The sequence below is a fragment of the Streptomyces sp. NPDC041124 genome (assembly GCF_055592385.1).
Genome location: NZ_JBVIYR010000006.1, coordinates 93,522 through 107,221 on the forward strand (window position 1 = coordinate 93,522; position 13,700 = coordinate 107,221).

A 13,700-nucleotide genomic window follows, 5' to 3' on the forward strand; every position below is an offset into this window, starting at 1 on the left:
GATCCGGACCGGCCGCCACGCGGCTCACCCGTGCGCGAGGAAGCTCCGCGGCGTCGCCGGGGCGCGGTGCTTCAGTCCTTCGCGGACGCGCGGGTCACGTCGAAGCGCTTCATCCGCTCCAGTACCGACTCCGCCGTGGGCTGCCGCAGCTCGTCCACGATCCTGCCGTCGACGAGGAAGAGCACCAGGTCGGAGTGGGCGGCCGCGCCCGGGTCGTGGGTGACCATGACGACCGTCTGGTCGAGCAGGTCCACCGCCTCGCGCAGGAAGCCCAGCACCTCCAGGCCGGCCCGTGAGTCGAGGTTCCCGGTCGGCTCGTCCGCGAAGATCAGTTCCGGCCGCGAGGCCAGTGCCCGCGCGCAGGCCACCCGCTGCTGCTGGCCGCCCGACAGTTGCGCCGGCCGGTGCCCGAGCCGGTCCCGCAGGCCCAGCGTGCCGATGACCCGGTCCAGCCACTCCTCGTCGGGCCTGCGGCCCGCGATGCCCATGGGCAGGGTGATGTTCTCGCGGGCGTTCAGGGTCGGAATGAGGTTGAACGACTGGAACATGAACCCGACCCGGTCCCGACGCAGCCGGGTCAGCTCCCGGTCCTTCAGCCCCGTGATCTCGGTGTCCCCCAGCCACACCTGTCCCGCCGTAACGGTGTCCAGACCCGCCAGGCAGTGCATCAGTGTGGACTTCCCGGAGCCCGAGGGGCCCATCACCGCGGTGAACCGTCCGCGCGCGATGTCCACGTCCACCGAGTCCAGGGCGAGCACCGTCGTCTCACCCGACCCGTACGCCTTGGTCAGGCCGCGGGCGCGGGCCGCGCACCCGTCACCCGGTGCGATGCCGGGGGCGTGCTCCGCAGCAGAAGTGGACAAGGCCGCCTCCTCCGTATGGGCGTCCGGTCGTGCCTGTCGCCGCCGAGGGTAGTGTGGCCGGGCCCACAGCCGACACCCCCCGGTGCGTCCGGCTGCCGGGGCAGGCGCGAGAGATGGTCTCGTTGCCCCGTCCGGCGCACTTGCCGCCGCTAGCGTGCCGGCGCTAGCTTCGAGACATGCCGAAGACCCAGCTGAACGTGCGCGTGGACGAGGGCACCGCCCGCGCGGCCCGGGAGCGTGCCCTGGAGCGCGGGATGAGCGTCAACCGCTACATCGAGGAACTGGTCCGGCAGGACACCGGCGAGGCGGGCCGCACCTTCGTGGAGGCCGCCGCCGACTTCATGAAGCAGTACGAGAGCGTCTTCGCCGAGGAGCCGGGGCAGGAGCGCGAAGGCACGCGCGAAGGTCGCCGCTGAGCCGTTGAGGAGTCTGCGCATCGACCTCGCGTGGCTGCTCATGCTCGCCGAGCAGCAGACCCCGGGAGACCCCCAGGTCATCGACTGGGGCGCGCTCGTCGCCGCCGTCGCCCGCCACCAGGCCGAGATCTTCGACGTCCCCGTCTACGACACCCCGTACGCCCGCGCCGCGGCACTCCTGCAACTGCTGATCCACGTCCCCGCGCTGGAGCGCTCCAACGCCCTGTTCGCCTCCGCGGTCGCCTACGCCTACCTGGTCGCCAGCGGTCTGAAGGTGGTCACCTCGCCCGAGCAGGTGCGTGACCTGGCCCGGCTGGTGAAGAGCGGTGAGGCGACCGTCCAGGACATCGCGGAGGAACTGCGTGGCTGGGGCGAGTGATCAGCGCGGGGCCTGCGTCACCGCGTCGTCCACGGGCCGCCACGCCGTGCCGAGAACGCAGTACGACTGGGGCAGCGCCGGCCCCTTCTCCGGCACCGTCATCCGCCGGTAGGGGCCGAGTTCGAACCCGGCCTCCCGCAGCGCGCCGACCGGGTCCCGCGCCACGTGGCAGCCTCCGGCCAGCACAGGCCACAGCGTACGGTCCAGCGCGCGCTGGGTGAGGCGCATGACCGGGCCGCCGCCCCGGCCGTGCTCGAAGAACCGCACCTCACCGCCCGGCCGCAGCACCCGCCGCACTTCAGCGAGCGCCCGCGCCACGTCCCGCACGCTGCACAGCACCAGCGAGAGCACCGCCGCGTCGAACGCCTCGCTCTTGACCGGCAGCGCCTCCGCCACCCCCGGCGCCACGTCCACCGGCACCTCGGCGCGCAGGGCGGCCTCCACGGCCAGCGCCCGCAGCTCCCGCTCCGGTTCGATGGCGACGATCTCCGAGACGGCGCCCGGGTAGTGCCCGAAGTTCAGACCGTTGCCCGCGCCGACCTCGATCACCCGCCCCGAAAGTCCGCCGAGGAGTCTGCCGCGCACCCCGGCCATCCCCATGCGGGTCTCGGCGGCGACGCTCGCCCGGGCGTAGAAGCGGGCGAACACGGGGTGGTGCACGGGATCCCGCGTGGCTTTCGCCGTCCGGACGGACCGTAGCTGCATGAGGACCTCCCCGGAAGGGACCTACGGCGATTCTCCCCCCGCCCCCACCCGGCGAACCCCGGTCGCCCCCGCGCGCTCCGTAGGGGACGGCAACGAGAGCCGCCACCGCAGCCCATCCGGGTCACGGTCCCGGCGGCATCCCGGATCCCCTCCGGGCGCGATACGCGGCCGCACGCCCCGGTCGTCGTCCACGACCTCGCGACCGCTGCGGGCCGAGCCGGTCAGGGGCTCGCGCCGGGGCTCCGGCGGGGGCGCCGGATTCCGGATGGCGCACGGCCGCGACGGCCGTGCGCCATCCGGAACCTCCCGGGCCTCCAGCCGGTGCCGTCAGGGGGCCTCGCGCGTCCGGAAGACCTCCGCGTCCCAGGTTCCCTCCAGGCGGGGGGCCAGCCAGTGGCGTGCCGACGTGCGGAACCCGGTGGGGTCGAGGGCGCCCGCCCCCGCCGGTACGGCGCCCAGGAGCGGGGCCCCGGTCACGTCCGGCAGGTCCAGCAGATTGCAGCGCGCGGCCAGATCCGGCTCCCCCGGCCAGCTGCCGATCACCACACCCGCCACGACCAGCCCCCGCCCGCGCAGTTCCCTGACCGTCAGCTCCGTGGCGTTCAGGGTGCCGAGCCCGGCCGGGGCCACCACCAGCACCGGCGCGGACAGCAGCGCCGCCGCGTCCGCGAGCGTCCCGCCGGCCGGGTCGAACCGTACGAGCAGCCCGCCCGCGCCCTCCACCAGCACCAGATCGTGCTCCGCGGCCAGCTTGGCGGCCCGTTCCGCGACCTCGTGCGGACGCACGGGGGCGCGCCCCGCCCGGCGGGCCGCCGTGGCGGGCGCCAACGGGTCCGGGTAGCGGGCGAGTTCGGCCGTGGTCACCGCCCCGGCGAGCCGCGCGACCTCCTCCGCGTCCCCCGGCTCGTCCGGCCGCACACCCGTCTGCGCCGCCTTCAGCACGGCCACCGACCGGCCCGCCGCCAGCGCCGCCGCGGCGACCGCGGCCGTCACCACCGTCTTGCCGACCTCGGTGCCGGTGCCCGTGATCACCATCACCGGCATGTCATCCCTCCTCCGCCGCCGCGCACACCGCGCGGGCGATGCACGCGAGGTCCGCGTCGCCCGTGACGTACGGCGGCATGGTGTAGATCAGGTCGCGGAACGGCCGCAGCCACACTCCCTCACGCACCGCCGCCCGGGTGGCCGCCGCCATGTCGACCTCGTGGTCGAGCTGGACGACCCCGATGGCGCCCAGCACCCGCACGTCCCGCACGCCGGGCAGCCCGGCCGCCGGCGCCAGTCCGTCCCGCAGGCCCGCCTCGATCCGCTTGACCTCCGCGAGCCAGTCCTGCCCGAGCAGCAGCCCGATCGAGGCACAGGCCACGGCCGCCGCCAGCGGATTGGCCATGAACGTCGGACCGTGCGCCAGCACCGGCACCTCACCGCGCGAGATGCCCTCGGCCACCCGCGGGGTGCACAGCGTCGCCGCCATGGTCAGATAACCGCCGGTCAGCGCCTTGCCCACGCACATCACATCCGGTGTCACCGCCGCGTGCCCGGCCGCGAACAGCGCGCCCGTGCGGCCGAAGCCGGTCGCGATCTCGTCGAACACCAGCAGCACGCCGTGCTCGTCGCACACCTCGCGCAACACCCGCAGATACGCCGGGGAGTGGAACCGCATTCCGCCCGCGCCCTGCACCACCGGCTCCACGATCACCGCGGCCAGTTCACCCGCGTGGCGCTCCACCGTCTCCCGCAGGTGGTCGGCGTAGGACTCCTCGTACTCCGCGGGCGGCGCCGCGGCGAAGACCTGACGGGGCAGGACCCCGCTCCACAGCTCGTGCATCCCGCCCTCGGGATCGCACACCGACATCGGCTGCCAGGTGTCACCGTGGTAACCGCCCCGCCAGGTCATCAGCCGCCGCTTCTCCGGCCGGCCCAGCGAACGCCAGTACTGCAGGCACATCTTCACCGCGACCTCGACCGCCACCGACCCGGAGTCGGCGAGGAACACGTGCTCCAGTCCGTCCGGCGACATGTCGACAAGGAGCTTCGCCAGCCGCACGGCGGGCTCGTGCGTGAGCCCGCCGAACATCACATGGCTCATCCGCTCCATTTGCCCGCGCGCCGCCTCGTTGAGCACCGGGTGGTTGTAGCCGTGGATCGCCGACCACCAGGACGACATGCCGTCGACCAGCTCGCCGGAGCCGTCGGCGAGCCGCAGCCGCACCCCGCTCGCCGACTCCACGACGAGCGGTTCCTGACGGCCCGGCATGGGCCCGTACGGGTGCCACACGTGCCGCCGGTCGAGCTCCAGCAGCTCGGTGACGGACCGCTCAGGCATTGGGGGCGAGGTCCGTTCCGGCACCCCGTCGGCGCACGGCGACCAGATCGGTGCGCGGCTCCTCGGCCGCGCTCCCGCAAGCCCCCGCGCCGGCAGCCGCCGAACCGCACACCCCGCCGCCCTCGTGCGACCCGCAGCCGCCGCCGACGCGGTGCTCGGGCAGCGTCACCTGGTCGGCGCCCTCCACCTCGAAACCGGCGTCCGCGATCATCTCCAGGTCCGCCTTGCCCGCCTGACCCTCGCTGGTGAGGTAGTCGCCGAGGAAGACGGAGTTGGCCAGGTGCAGCGCGAGCGGCTGCATCGTGCGCAGATGGACCTCACGGCCGCCGGCGATCCGCACCTCGACGTCCGGGCAGACGAACCGCACCATCGCCAGGATGCGCAGGCACCGCTGCGGGGTCAGGTTCCACTCCTTGGCGAGCGGCGTGCCCTCGAACGGGATCAGGAAGTTGACCGGCACCGAGTCCGGGTCCAGCTCGCGCAGCGAGAAGACGACGTCGACCAGGTCCTCGTCGGACTCGCCCATCCCGGCGATCAGCCCCGAGCAGGCCGACAGACCGGCGGCATGGGCCTTGCGCACCGTTTCCACCCGGTCGGCGTACGTGTGCGTGGTCGTGATGTCGCCGTACGTCGACTCCGAGGTGTTCAGGTTGTGGTTGTAGGCGTCCGCGCCCGCCTCGCGCAGCCGCTCCGCCTGGCCGTCGGAGAGCAGCCCGAGACAGGCGCACACCTCGACGTCCTCGTTCTGTTCCTTGATCGCCTTGATGGTGTCGGAGACCCGGTCCACGTCACGGTCGGTCGGGCCGCGGCCGCTGGCCACCAGGCACACCCGCTTGGCGCCGCCCGCGAGACCGGCGGCGGCCGCCTGGGACGCCTCGTCCGGCTTGAGCCAGGTGTACTTCAGGATCCCGGCCTCGGAACCGAGCCGCTGGGAGCAGTAGGAACAGTCCTCCGGGCACAGACCGGACTTGAGATTGACGAGGTAGTTCAGTTTCACCCGCCGGCCGAACCAGTGCCGCCGCACCTTCCCGGCCGCGGCCACCACCTCGAGCAGGTCGTCGTCGGACGTCGCGAGGACGGCCAGTGCTTCCGCGCGGGTCGGCGTCTCGCGCCGAAGCCCCTTGTCCACCAGCGTGTTCAGCAGGTCCATGAGAGCCGATCCTGTCCTACCCGACCCGCTCCGGCCAAGGAGGGTTCGTACAACAGAGGTGTTCGCAGGTGTGGGTATCGCCACACAGTGGCCCGCGGGGCCTCCCGCTAATGTCTGTGCACTGCCTACAAAACCCCGGAGGAGCCATGGCGTTCGGCTGGATCGACGAGCAGGCGGAACTGCGCCGCCGGGCCGGGCTCGTGCGCACCCTGCGTCCGCGGGCCGCCGACACGCCGCTGCTCGATCTGGCGAGCAACGACTACCTGGGCCTGGCGCGGCACCCCGAGGTCACCGAGGGCGCGGCGGGGGCCGCGCGGACCTGGGGCGGCGGCTCGACCGGGTCCCGGCTGGTCACCGGCACCACCGAACTCCACGCGGAGCTGGAGCGCGAGCTGGCCGCGTTCTGCGGCTTCGAGGCCGCCCTGGTCCTCTCCTCCGGCTACGCAGCCAACCTGGCCGCCGTCACCGCGCTCGCCCCGCACGGGTCGAGGATCGTCTCCGACGCGGGCAACCACGCCTCGCTGATCGACGGCTGCCGGCTGGCCCGCGGTGCGACGCACGTCGCCGCGCACTCCGACCCCGATGCCGTCGGCAAGGCGCTCCAGGGGCACGACGGGCCCGCCGTGGCCGTGTCCGACACCGTCTTCTCGGTGGACGGCGACGCCGCCCCGCTCGCGGAACTGGCCGGGGTGTGCCGGGAGCACGGAGCGGGCCTGGTCCTCGACGACGCGCACGGCCTCGGAGTGCTCGGTGACGGCGGGCGCGGCGCCCCGTACGCGGCGGGTCTCGCGGGCGCCGACGACGTCGTCGTGACCGTGACCTTGTCCAAGTCGCTCGGCAGTCAGGGCGGGGCGGTGCTGGGCCCGGCCCGGGTGATCCGGCATCTGGTCAACACGGCGCGGACGTTCATCTTCGACACGGGGCTGGCGCCGGCGGCGGTGGGCGCGGCGCTGGCGGCACTCCGGCTGCTGCGCCGCGAACCCGGGCGGGCGGCGCGGGCGGGCGCGGTGGCGCGCGAACTGCACGAGCGGCTGACGGCCGCGGGTCTGGAAGCGGTGCGTCCGGACGCCGCGGTCGTCTCCGTGCGTGCCCCTTCCCCGGAGCAGGCCGTGCGATGGGCGGCCGACTGCCGGGCGGCCGGCCTGGCCGTGGGCTGCTTCCGTCCTCCTTCCGTGCCCGACGGCGTCTCACGGCTCAGGCTGACCGCCCGTGCGGACCTGTCCGGGGCAGAGATCGAACGTGCTGTGCGGGTGATCGGCGAAACGCGGCCATGAGTCGGCGTGGCAGGGCCGTGCGTCGCGCGATGACGGACGATCGGTCGGATCGGTGGCTGTGTCGGTCGGATGGGTGCCGGTGAGCCGGGTCAGCGGACCGCGGTCACGAACTCCGCCCAGCGCCCGGGGGAGAAGAGCAGCGCGGGCCCGTCGGGGTCCTTGGAGTCGCGCACGGCGAGCAGCCCGGCCAGGGGGCCGGTGGCCGGCCTGGCGGTCTCGACGCAGTTGTTCGCCCCCGTGCTGTAACTGCTGCGCAGCCACCGCACACCGTGCAGGGCGAGGCTGGAAGGGACGGTCCGGGGAGGTGCGGGCATCGTGCCTCCTTACGCGCCGGCGGCTGCGCCGGCGATGAAATCCAACGAGTCCTCTGGTGACAGGGCGTGGGCCGAGAGGGCGTTGAAGGCATCCACATAGGCCCGGAGGTCTTCTTTCCGCTCCAGATGGAGGCTACTCGTCAAGTGGTCGAGAACCACCACGTCGAGATCAGACCTGCGCGAGAACGAAAAGATGACGAAAGGACCCGTGACGCCGATGTGTGCCCCGGCGCTGAACGGCAGTACCTGCAATCGCACTTGGGGCAGCCGGGCCGCCTCGACCAGCCGCGCCAGCTGACGTGCCATCACTCCGGGGCCGCCGACCTCCCGGCGCAGCACCGCCTCGTCCAGCACCGCGCTCAGCTCCAGGGGCGGCTGAGCACGCAGCACGTCCTGCCGGGTCAGCCGCACCTCCACCAGGGCGTCCAGCCGTTCCTCCGACTCGCCCTCCAGGGCGGCCTCCGTCACCGCGCGGGCGTACTCCGGGGTCTGCAGCAGTCCCGGGATCACCGTGGTCTCCAGGGTGCGCATCGCGCTCGCCTGCGACTCCAGGCTGATGAAGTCCCGGTAGGTGGGCGGCAGCACGCCCCGGTAGGCGTGCCACCAGTGGTGCCTGTCGCCGCCGTCACCGGTGCCCGACAGCACCAGCAGCAACTCCCGCAACTGCGGATCCGCCACACCGTAGACGTCGAGCAGTAACCGCACATCGGCCGGTTTCACCCCGCTCGTGCCCGTTTCGATCCGGCTCACCTTCGACTGGTGCCAGCCCGCCAGCCGGGCCGCCTCACCGCTGGTGAGTGCCGCCGAGGTGCGCAGTGCACGCAATTCGGCGCCCAGTTTGCGGCGGCGCACCGCGGGACCGTGCTGCATGGGCTTCTCCTTACTCCTTCCGAGCCGCCCGGATACGGTCTCCCGTCGCAGAGTTCACCGCTTCGAGCGACAGATATATGCATATCCAGGTGGATCGCCGCGCCGTGCCGTGTGGTGATGGCAGTCTGGCGACGAAGCACCAGTGCGGGACCGTACTCGAACCAGCCGCTCAGTGTCGGACTGCGGGGCCCGTGGGAAAGGGACGACGTCGCCATGGCAGACCATCTGGAAGCATCCGTCACTCTGCCGAGCGATCCCGCTTCGGTCTCCGTCGCCCGCGCCCATGTGGTGGGGGCACTGGTGGAGTGGGGCATGCCGGCGGACGCGGAGTTGTCCGACACCGTCCGGCTGATCGTGTCGGAACTCGCCACCAACGCGGTGCAGCACACGCTCGGCCGGTCACCCACGTTCAGGGTGGACGTGGTCCTGGTCCGCGAGGAACGGGTGCACATCGGTGTGACGGACAGCCATCCCCGTTTCCCCAAGCGGTTGCCCGCCGCGGTGCAGCAGGACAACGGGCGGGGGCTGGTCATCATCCGCTGTCTGGCGGCGGAACACGGAGGCAGGCTCAGGATCCGCCCCACGCGGGAGGGCGGCAAGACGGTCGCGGTCGACCTCCCCTGGACGGGGGCCGTCCGGGCTGCCGAAGCGGTCACGGCGGCGGGACAGCAGGAGGTTTAGGCGCGGCGGTGGCAGGCGCGGGGGCGCGTGCCGGCGGGGCGGCGGGGCGGGTCGGCGGTGTGTGCCGGCGGGGCGGCGGCGCCCCCGCGCGCGCCGCCGCCCCGCCGGATCACCCCACGCGGCCGTACGAGACGCTCCGGGTCCAGATCTTCTGCAGGCGCACCACGTCCCCGGTCTTCGGAGCGTGCCAGATCTTGCCCTTCCCGGCGTAGATGCCCACGTGGTAGACGTAGCCGCCCGAGTGGAAGAACACCAGGTCTCCGGCCCTGCGGCTGCCGGCGGAGATGTGGCGCGTGTTGTTGTACTGCTGGGCGGCCGTACGCGGCAGTTTCTTGCCCGCCTTCTTGAACGAGTACAGCGTCAGCCCCGAGCAGTCGAACCGGCTCGGTCCGACGGCGCCCCACTGGTACGGGGAGCCCTTCTTGGACGCGGCGATGCTCAGCGCCTTGGTGGCGTGGCTCGCGGCGGCCGCCTCCGAGGCGCCCCCGGGGACCACGATGGAGCCGCCCACGGCGGCCAGGGTGAGGGCCGAGGCCGTACCGGCCCGGGCCATGAGAGACGGGACACGATTGAGCGCAGTCATGCGCAACCCTTCGTCAGCCGCCTGTGAAGGATGACCTGTCGGATTCGGGCTGGCGAAGTGGCCCGGCCGCACGAGTGCGGCTTCACCCCAAGGGCTGCTCGGAACCGGTGTTCCGGCGACCCGTCGTGCTTGGGTCCTCCACTCCTGCCGATCCACTCCTGTCGACCGGTCATCCGGGCGGCGGCAGGACTCGGCGTCCGCCCGGATCGCCCCGCCGCGGCGGCGGGGTCTTGTCGTCAGTCACGGATCTTGGCTCATCGCGCGATCGAAAACACAACGGAACGTGGGGTTTGTGTTGTTACTCACCACTCATCCGTTCGGGTGGACAGCGCACTGTTCGAGCCGTCGCCCGCTGCCCCGGTGAGCCCCGGACCAGCGACGAAATGCCCCCTTCCGCTCTCAGGCCGCGCAGGGAGCGCAACTTGGACCGGTCCGGAACAGGACGTTCGTCTACGCCGGATGGGGGTACGCCATTTGGTCCGTTGGAAGGCGTGTCGCGGCCCGGCCGCCGGCTCGCCCGCCGAGGTGTCAACTCCCCGGATCCGGCGGCAGCGTGACCCGGGCCGTGCGCCGCTCTCCGTCCAGCACCCGCAGCGCCCGGGCCAGCGTGGCGGAGTGCAGTTCCGTCTCGCCGCGCCGGTGCATCAGGGTCAGCGCGTCGCGGAGTGCGACGGCCTTGCCTACCAGGGCCTGGGCCGCGCGCAGTCCCCGGTAGGTGTCTCCGCTCAGGGCCGGGTTGACCCGGCCCAGCAGGTCGACGACCTCGAGGTACCGGTCGATCACTTCGGCCTCCGCCCGGGTGAGCGCGGGCAGCGGAGGCGGTTCGGGGGGCAGCATCCGCGGCTCACCTCGCGCCGGCGGCCGTGTGACCGCCCCCGCGGTGGGGCACGATCCGGTCCGCCAGGCCGTAGTCCACCGCGGCCTGCGCGTCGAGGACCAGGTCCCGCTCCATGTCCGCCCGGACCCGTTCCGCGGTGCGGCCCGTGTACCGCGCGAGCATCTCCTCCGTGCGGGCCCGGATCCGGGACAACTCCTCGGACCGGGACGCCAGATCGCTCGCGCTCCCCTCGACCGGCTCCATCACGGCCGGCTGACGGAGCACCAGGCGGGAGCCGGGCAGCATCAGCCGCTTGCCCGGAGCGCCGGCGGCCAGCAGCAGCGCGGCGGTCCCCTCCGCCCGGCCGAGGCAGACCGTCTCCACGTCGCAGGTGACGTAGCGCAGCGTGTCGTGGATCGCCGAGGCGGCGTGGAAGGGACCGCCCGGGGAGTTGATGTAGAGCGAGACGTCCCGCTCGGGGGCGTGGTGCTCGAGATGCATGAGCTGCGCCATCACGTCGTTCGCGGCGGTCTCGTCGAGCGGGGTGCCCAGGAGGACGATCCGCTCCTGGAGCAGTTTGGCGAAGGGGTCCGTCGTCCGGTGACCGGACGGCGTGCGTTCGGTGAACCCGGGGAGGACGTGGCGGGCGGACGGTCGGGTCATGAGGGCCCCTCCTGTCAGGCGGTCTCTGTAGAAAATGTACAGGACGTACATGACGTTATGATGGAGTCATGGCTTACGAGATTCCGGTGACCCAGGCCAGGGCTGAACTCGCCGACCTGATCAACCGCGTGGTGTACGGCGGTGAGCGGGTCGTCGTGACCCGGCACGGCAAGCCACTCGTCGCCCTGGTGTCCGCCGATGACCTGCGACGACTCGACGAACTCCAGGAGCTTCCGGAGCCCGCGGAGGAACAGGTGATCAGCACGGTGGCGGGCGTACGCGAGGTCGCGTCCGCTCCCCGCGAACGGCAGCGGTTCGGCATCGCCGCGGAGCACCGGGGGACGGAGGGCGCGTAAGCGGCCCGCGGGTGGGGACGGCTTCCGAGACCCGGTACAGGCGGGGACGGCTTCCGCCCGGCCTCCCAGACCGGCAGCACCGGCAGAGCTCCGTACGCCCCAGCGGCACGCCCCCGGCGGCCACGGCGGCCAGTACCGGCGCCGCCCGGACTCGACCACCCGACGCGGGCTCACGCGCGGTTCAACGTGCGGACGCGGGGGAGCGGCACCGAGGCGCACGTCGTGCTCGTCGGCGCGATGAGCGGCCCCCTCGGCGGGGACCGTCTCACCGTGCGGGCGGACGTGGGGACGGGGGCCCGGCTCCGGGTCGGATCGGCCGCGGCGACCCTCGCCCTGCCCGGCCAGCACGCCGGCGACGCGCGCTACGACGTGTGCCTGACCGTCGCCCGCGGGGGCGAACTTGGCTGGCTTCCCCAGCAGTTGATCTCGGTCAGGGGAAGTTCGCTGCGGGCCACCACGCATGCCGACCTCGCCCCCGGGGCGCGCCTCGTGCTCCGTGAGGAACAGGTGCTGGGACGGTCCGGGGAGCAACCCGGCCTGCTCACCACCCGGCTGACCGTACGGATCGCGGGGCGGCCCGTCCTCGACCAGCAACTGACCTGCGGACCCGGCGCGCAGGGCGGCTGGGACGGCCCCGCCGTGCTCGGCGGCCACCGACCCGTCGGGCAACTCGTGGTGGTCCTGCCCGAGTTCGAGGAGCAGCCGGTCACCGCGGGAGTGCTGGGAGAGGGCGTCGCCGTCCTGCCGCTCCCGGGCCCCGCCGCTCCGGTGACGGCCGTGGCGCCGGACGCGCTGCGGCTGCGCCGCCTCCTCGACGGCGCGTCGGCCCTCCTCGCCCCGGCGCCCGGCTGAGGTCGCCCTGCGGCCCGGCCGCCGTACGGGCAGGCCCCGGCCCGCCGGGTCACCGTGCCCGGGATCAGCTCCGCGGCAGGCGCGGGAACCGGCGCTTGTCCTCCGCCGCGCGCGCGGCGTCCTCGGCCTTGACGTCGGCCGCGTACCGGTCGACGTACTCCTGCTCGGAGAGGGAGAGGATGGCGTACATGATCTCGTCCGTGACGGCGCGGAGGACCGCCTTCTCGTTCTCCATCCCGGCGTAGCGCGAGAAGTCCAGCGGTTCGCCGAAACGGATCACCACCGGGTGGATCCGGGGGATCCTCCTGCCGGGCGGCTGTGCCTCGAACGTGCCGATCATCGCACAGGGGATCACCGGCACACCGGCCTTGAGGGCCATCACCGCGACACCGACCTTGCCCTTGTACAGACGGCCGTCGTGCGAGCGCGTGCCCTCGGGATAGATGCCGAGCAGCTCCTTCTCGCCGAGCACCGCCAGACCCTCACGGATGGCGGCCTGCCCGGCGTCCTTGCCGGACCGGTCGACCGGGATCTGGCCCGCGCTGCGGAAGAAGAACGCCGTCAGCCTGCCCTTGACGCCGGGGCCGGTGAAGTACTCGGCCTTGGCCAGGAAGGTGATGCGCCGTTTGAGTACGGCCGGCATCAGGAAGTGGTCCGAGAACGACAGGTGGTTGCCCGCGACGATGGCGGCACCGGACGACGGAACATGCTCCAGACCCTCTATTCGCGGCCGGAAGACCAGTCTCAGCAGCGGGCCCAGCAGCACATATTTGAGCAGGTAGTAGAACAAAAGCACGCTCCTCGACTCTGACGAACGGGCAGTGCCGCCGCGTTCCAGCAGGTCATCCGGCACGTCGTGAGGTGCCAGTCTAGAACCGGGCGGCACGGCCCGGCACCACGTTCGACGCGACCGCCGGACACCACCGGGCACCGCCGGTGAACGCCCGTCAGGGCAGGCACCGCGACGAGTAGGCTCGTCGGCATGCGGATCTCCGTCTCCTCCGACATGGACGAACCCGTGGCCCGCGCCCTCCTCGCCGAACTGCGCGAGCGCGGCCACGACGTACGCGCGCACGGCGCCCTGGCCCCCGGGGACGACCCGCAGTGGGCGGTGTGTTCCGCCGCTGCGGCCCGTGACGTCGCCGAGGGGGCGGCCGATCAGGCGGTGGTGTGCTGCTGGACCGGCACGGGCGCCTCGATCGCCGCGAACAAGGTGCCCGGCGTGCGCGCCGCCCTGTGCACGGACGCCCCCACGGCGGACGGCGCGCGCCGCTGGAACGACGCCAACGTGCTCGCGCTCAGCCTGCGGCTGACGTCCGCCCCGCTGCTGAAGGAGATCCTCGACGCCTGGTTCGCCGCCTCGCCCAGCGACGACCCCGAGGACCGGCGGAACGTGGAGCGGACGGCACGGCTGGACCGCCTGCGCACGGCCGGCTGAGGCACGCGGGCGC

18 protein-coding genes and 1 riboswitch are annotated in these 13,700 nt (G+C 73.0%); of the genes, 7 read left to right on the plus strand and 11 right to left on the minus strand.

Annotation, left to right across the window (positions count from 1 at the left end):
- Positions 1–71 precede the first annotated feature (71 nt).
- The gene (locus tag ACZ6A9_RS17785; RefSeq protein ID WP_468986061.1) at positions 72–863 is read right to left on the minus strand and encodes an ABC transporter ATP-binding protein; all 792 of its coding nucleotides are present in this window, start codon (positions 861–863) and stop codon (positions 72–74) included.
- 176 nt (positions 864–1,039) lie between these two features.
- Here ACZ6A9_RS17785 and ACZ6A9_RS17790 point away from each other — a divergent pair, with 176 nt between their 5' ends.
- A complete protein-coding gene (locus ACZ6A9_RS17790; protein WP_468986064.1) occupies positions 1,040–1,279 on the plus strand; it encodes a toxin-antitoxin system HicB family antitoxin in 240 nt (79 codons plus the stop codon).
- 4 nt (positions 1,280–1,283) lie between these two features.
- Positions 1,284–1,658 carry a fic family toxin-antitoxin system, toxin component gene (locus tag ACZ6A9_RS17795; protein WP_468986066.1) on the plus strand — a complete coding sequence of 125 codons (375 nt, stop codon included), beginning with the start codon at positions 1,284–1,286 and terminating at the stop codon, positions 1,656–1,658.
- On the opposite strand, the gene ACZ6A9_RS17800 is transcribed toward ACZ6A9_RS17795, so the two are convergent.
- From ACZ6A9_RS17800 to bioB, 4 genes are all read right to left on the minus strand, one after another.
- Entirely contained in the window at positions 1,659–2,363 is a 705-nt protein-coding gene (locus tag ACZ6A9_RS17800; RefSeq protein WP_468986069.1) for a class I SAM-dependent methyltransferase, read from the minus strand.
- A 327-nt stretch (positions 2,364–2,690) separates the two neighbouring features.
- On the minus strand, positions 2,691–3,407 hold the full coding sequence (gene bioD, locus ACZ6A9_RS17805; protein WP_468986073.1) for a dethiobiotin synthase: 717 nt from the start codon (positions 3,405–3,407) through the stop codon (positions 2,691–2,693).
- 1 nt (position 3,408) lies between these two features.
- Positions 3,409–4,689: an adenosylmethionine--8-amino-7-oxononanoate transaminase gene (locus tag ACZ6A9_RS17810; RefSeq protein ID WP_468986077.1), complete on the minus strand. Its 1,281-nt coding sequence runs from the start codon at positions 4,687–4,689 to the stop codon at positions 3,409–3,411.
- On the minus strand, positions 4,682–5,839 hold the full coding sequence (gene bioB / locus ACZ6A9_RS17815; protein WP_468986082.1) for a biotin synthase BioB: 1,158 nt from the start codon (positions 5,837–5,839) through the stop codon (positions 4,682–4,684). The genes ACZ6A9_RS17810 and bioB overlap by 8 nt, the downstream gene beginning before the upstream one ends.
- Before the next feature lie 146 nt (positions 5,840–5,985).
- On the opposite strand from bioB, the gene ACZ6A9_RS17820 reads away from it, so the two are divergent.
- On the plus strand, positions 5,986–7,113 hold the full coding sequence (locus ACZ6A9_RS17820) for an 8-amino-7-oxononanoate synthase (protein ID WP_468986085.1): 1,128 nt from the start codon (positions 5,986–5,988) through the stop codon (positions 7,111–7,113).
- Positions 7,114–7,202: 89 nt separating this feature from the next.
- Here ACZ6A9_RS17820 and ACZ6A9_RS17825 read toward each other — a convergent pair whose 3' ends face one another.
- Positions 7,203–7,427 (minus strand): DUF397 domain-containing protein, encoded by a 225-nt coding sequence (locus tag ACZ6A9_RS17825; RefSeq protein ID WP_468986087.1) that lies wholly within the window; start codon positions 7,425–7,427, stop codon positions 7,203–7,205.
- 9 nt (positions 7,428–7,436) lie between these two features.
- The gene (locus ACZ6A9_RS17830) at positions 7,437–8,297 is read right to left on the minus strand and encodes a helix-turn-helix domain-containing protein (RefSeq protein WP_468986093.1); all 861 of its coding nucleotides are present in this window, start codon (positions 8,295–8,297) and stop codon (positions 7,437–7,439) included.
- A gap of 213 nt (positions 8,298–8,510) precedes the next feature.
- Here ACZ6A9_RS17830 and ACZ6A9_RS17835 point away from each other — a divergent pair, with 213 nt between their 5' ends.
- Positions 8,511–8,978 (plus strand): ATP-binding protein, encoded by a 468-nt coding sequence (locus ACZ6A9_RS17835; protein ID WP_468986098.1) that lies wholly within the window; start codon positions 8,511–8,513, stop codon positions 8,976–8,978.
- 109 nt (positions 8,979–9,087) lie between these two features.
- On the opposite strand, the gene ACZ6A9_RS17840 is transcribed toward ACZ6A9_RS17835, so the two are convergent.
- The 3 genes from ACZ6A9_RS17840 to ACZ6A9_RS17850 all read right to left on the minus strand — a co-directional run bounded on the left by ACZ6A9_RS17840 (position 9,088) and on the right by ACZ6A9_RS17850 (position 11,041).
- A complete protein-coding gene (locus tag ACZ6A9_RS17840; protein WP_468986101.1) occupies positions 9,088–9,561 on the minus strand; it encodes a C40 family peptidase in 474 nt (157 codons plus the stop codon).
- A gap of 3 nt (positions 9,562–9,564) precedes the next feature.
- Positions 9,565–9,751, minus strand: a riboswitch (cyclic di-AMP (ydaO/yuaA leader).
- A gap of 338 nt (positions 9,752–10,089) precedes the next feature.
- On the minus strand, positions 10,090–10,398 hold the full coding sequence (locus ACZ6A9_RS17845; RefSeq protein ID WP_468986107.1) for a hypothetical protein: 309 nt from the start codon (positions 10,396–10,398) through the stop codon (positions 10,090–10,092).
- Between the two features lie 7 nt (positions 10,399–10,405).
- Positions 10,406–11,041 carry an ATP-dependent Clp protease proteolytic subunit gene (locus ACZ6A9_RS17850; RefSeq protein ID WP_468986112.1) on the minus strand — a complete coding sequence of 212 codons (636 nt, stop codon included), beginning with the start codon at positions 11,039–11,041 and terminating at the stop codon, positions 10,406–10,408.
- A gap of 68 nt (positions 11,042–11,109) precedes the next feature.
- Here ACZ6A9_RS17850 and ACZ6A9_RS17855 point away from each other — a divergent pair, with 68 nt between their 5' ends.
- Together ACZ6A9_RS17855 and ACZ6A9_RS17860 are read left to right on the plus strand one after the other, a co-directional pair.
- On the plus strand, positions 11,110–11,397 hold the full coding sequence (locus tag ACZ6A9_RS17855; protein ID WP_468986116.1) for a type II toxin-antitoxin system Phd/YefM family antitoxin: 288 nt from the start codon (positions 11,110–11,112) through the stop codon (positions 11,395–11,397).
- 237 nt (positions 11,398–11,634) lie between these two features.
- Positions 11,635–12,249, plus strand: coding sequence for an urease accessory protein UreD (locus ACZ6A9_RS17860; protein ID WP_468987212.1), 615 nt, complete (start codon positions 11,635–11,637; stop codon positions 12,247–12,249).
- A 64-nt stretch (positions 12,250–12,313) separates the two neighbouring features.
- Here ACZ6A9_RS17860 and ACZ6A9_RS17865 read toward each other — a convergent pair whose 3' ends face one another.
- On the minus strand, positions 12,314–13,039 hold the full coding sequence (locus tag ACZ6A9_RS17865; protein ID WP_468987213.1) for a lysophospholipid acyltransferase family protein: 726 nt from the start codon (positions 13,037–13,039) through the stop codon (positions 12,314–12,316).
- 192 nt (positions 13,040–13,231) lie between these two features.
- Between ACZ6A9_RS17865 and ACZ6A9_RS17870 the strand changes: the two genes are divergently transcribed.
- Positions 13,232–13,687, plus strand: coding sequence for an RpiB/LacA/LacB family sugar-phosphate isomerase (locus ACZ6A9_RS17870; RefSeq protein ID WP_468986118.1), 456 nt, complete (start codon positions 13,232–13,234; stop codon positions 13,685–13,687).
- Positions 13,688–13,700 lie beyond the last annotated feature (13 nt).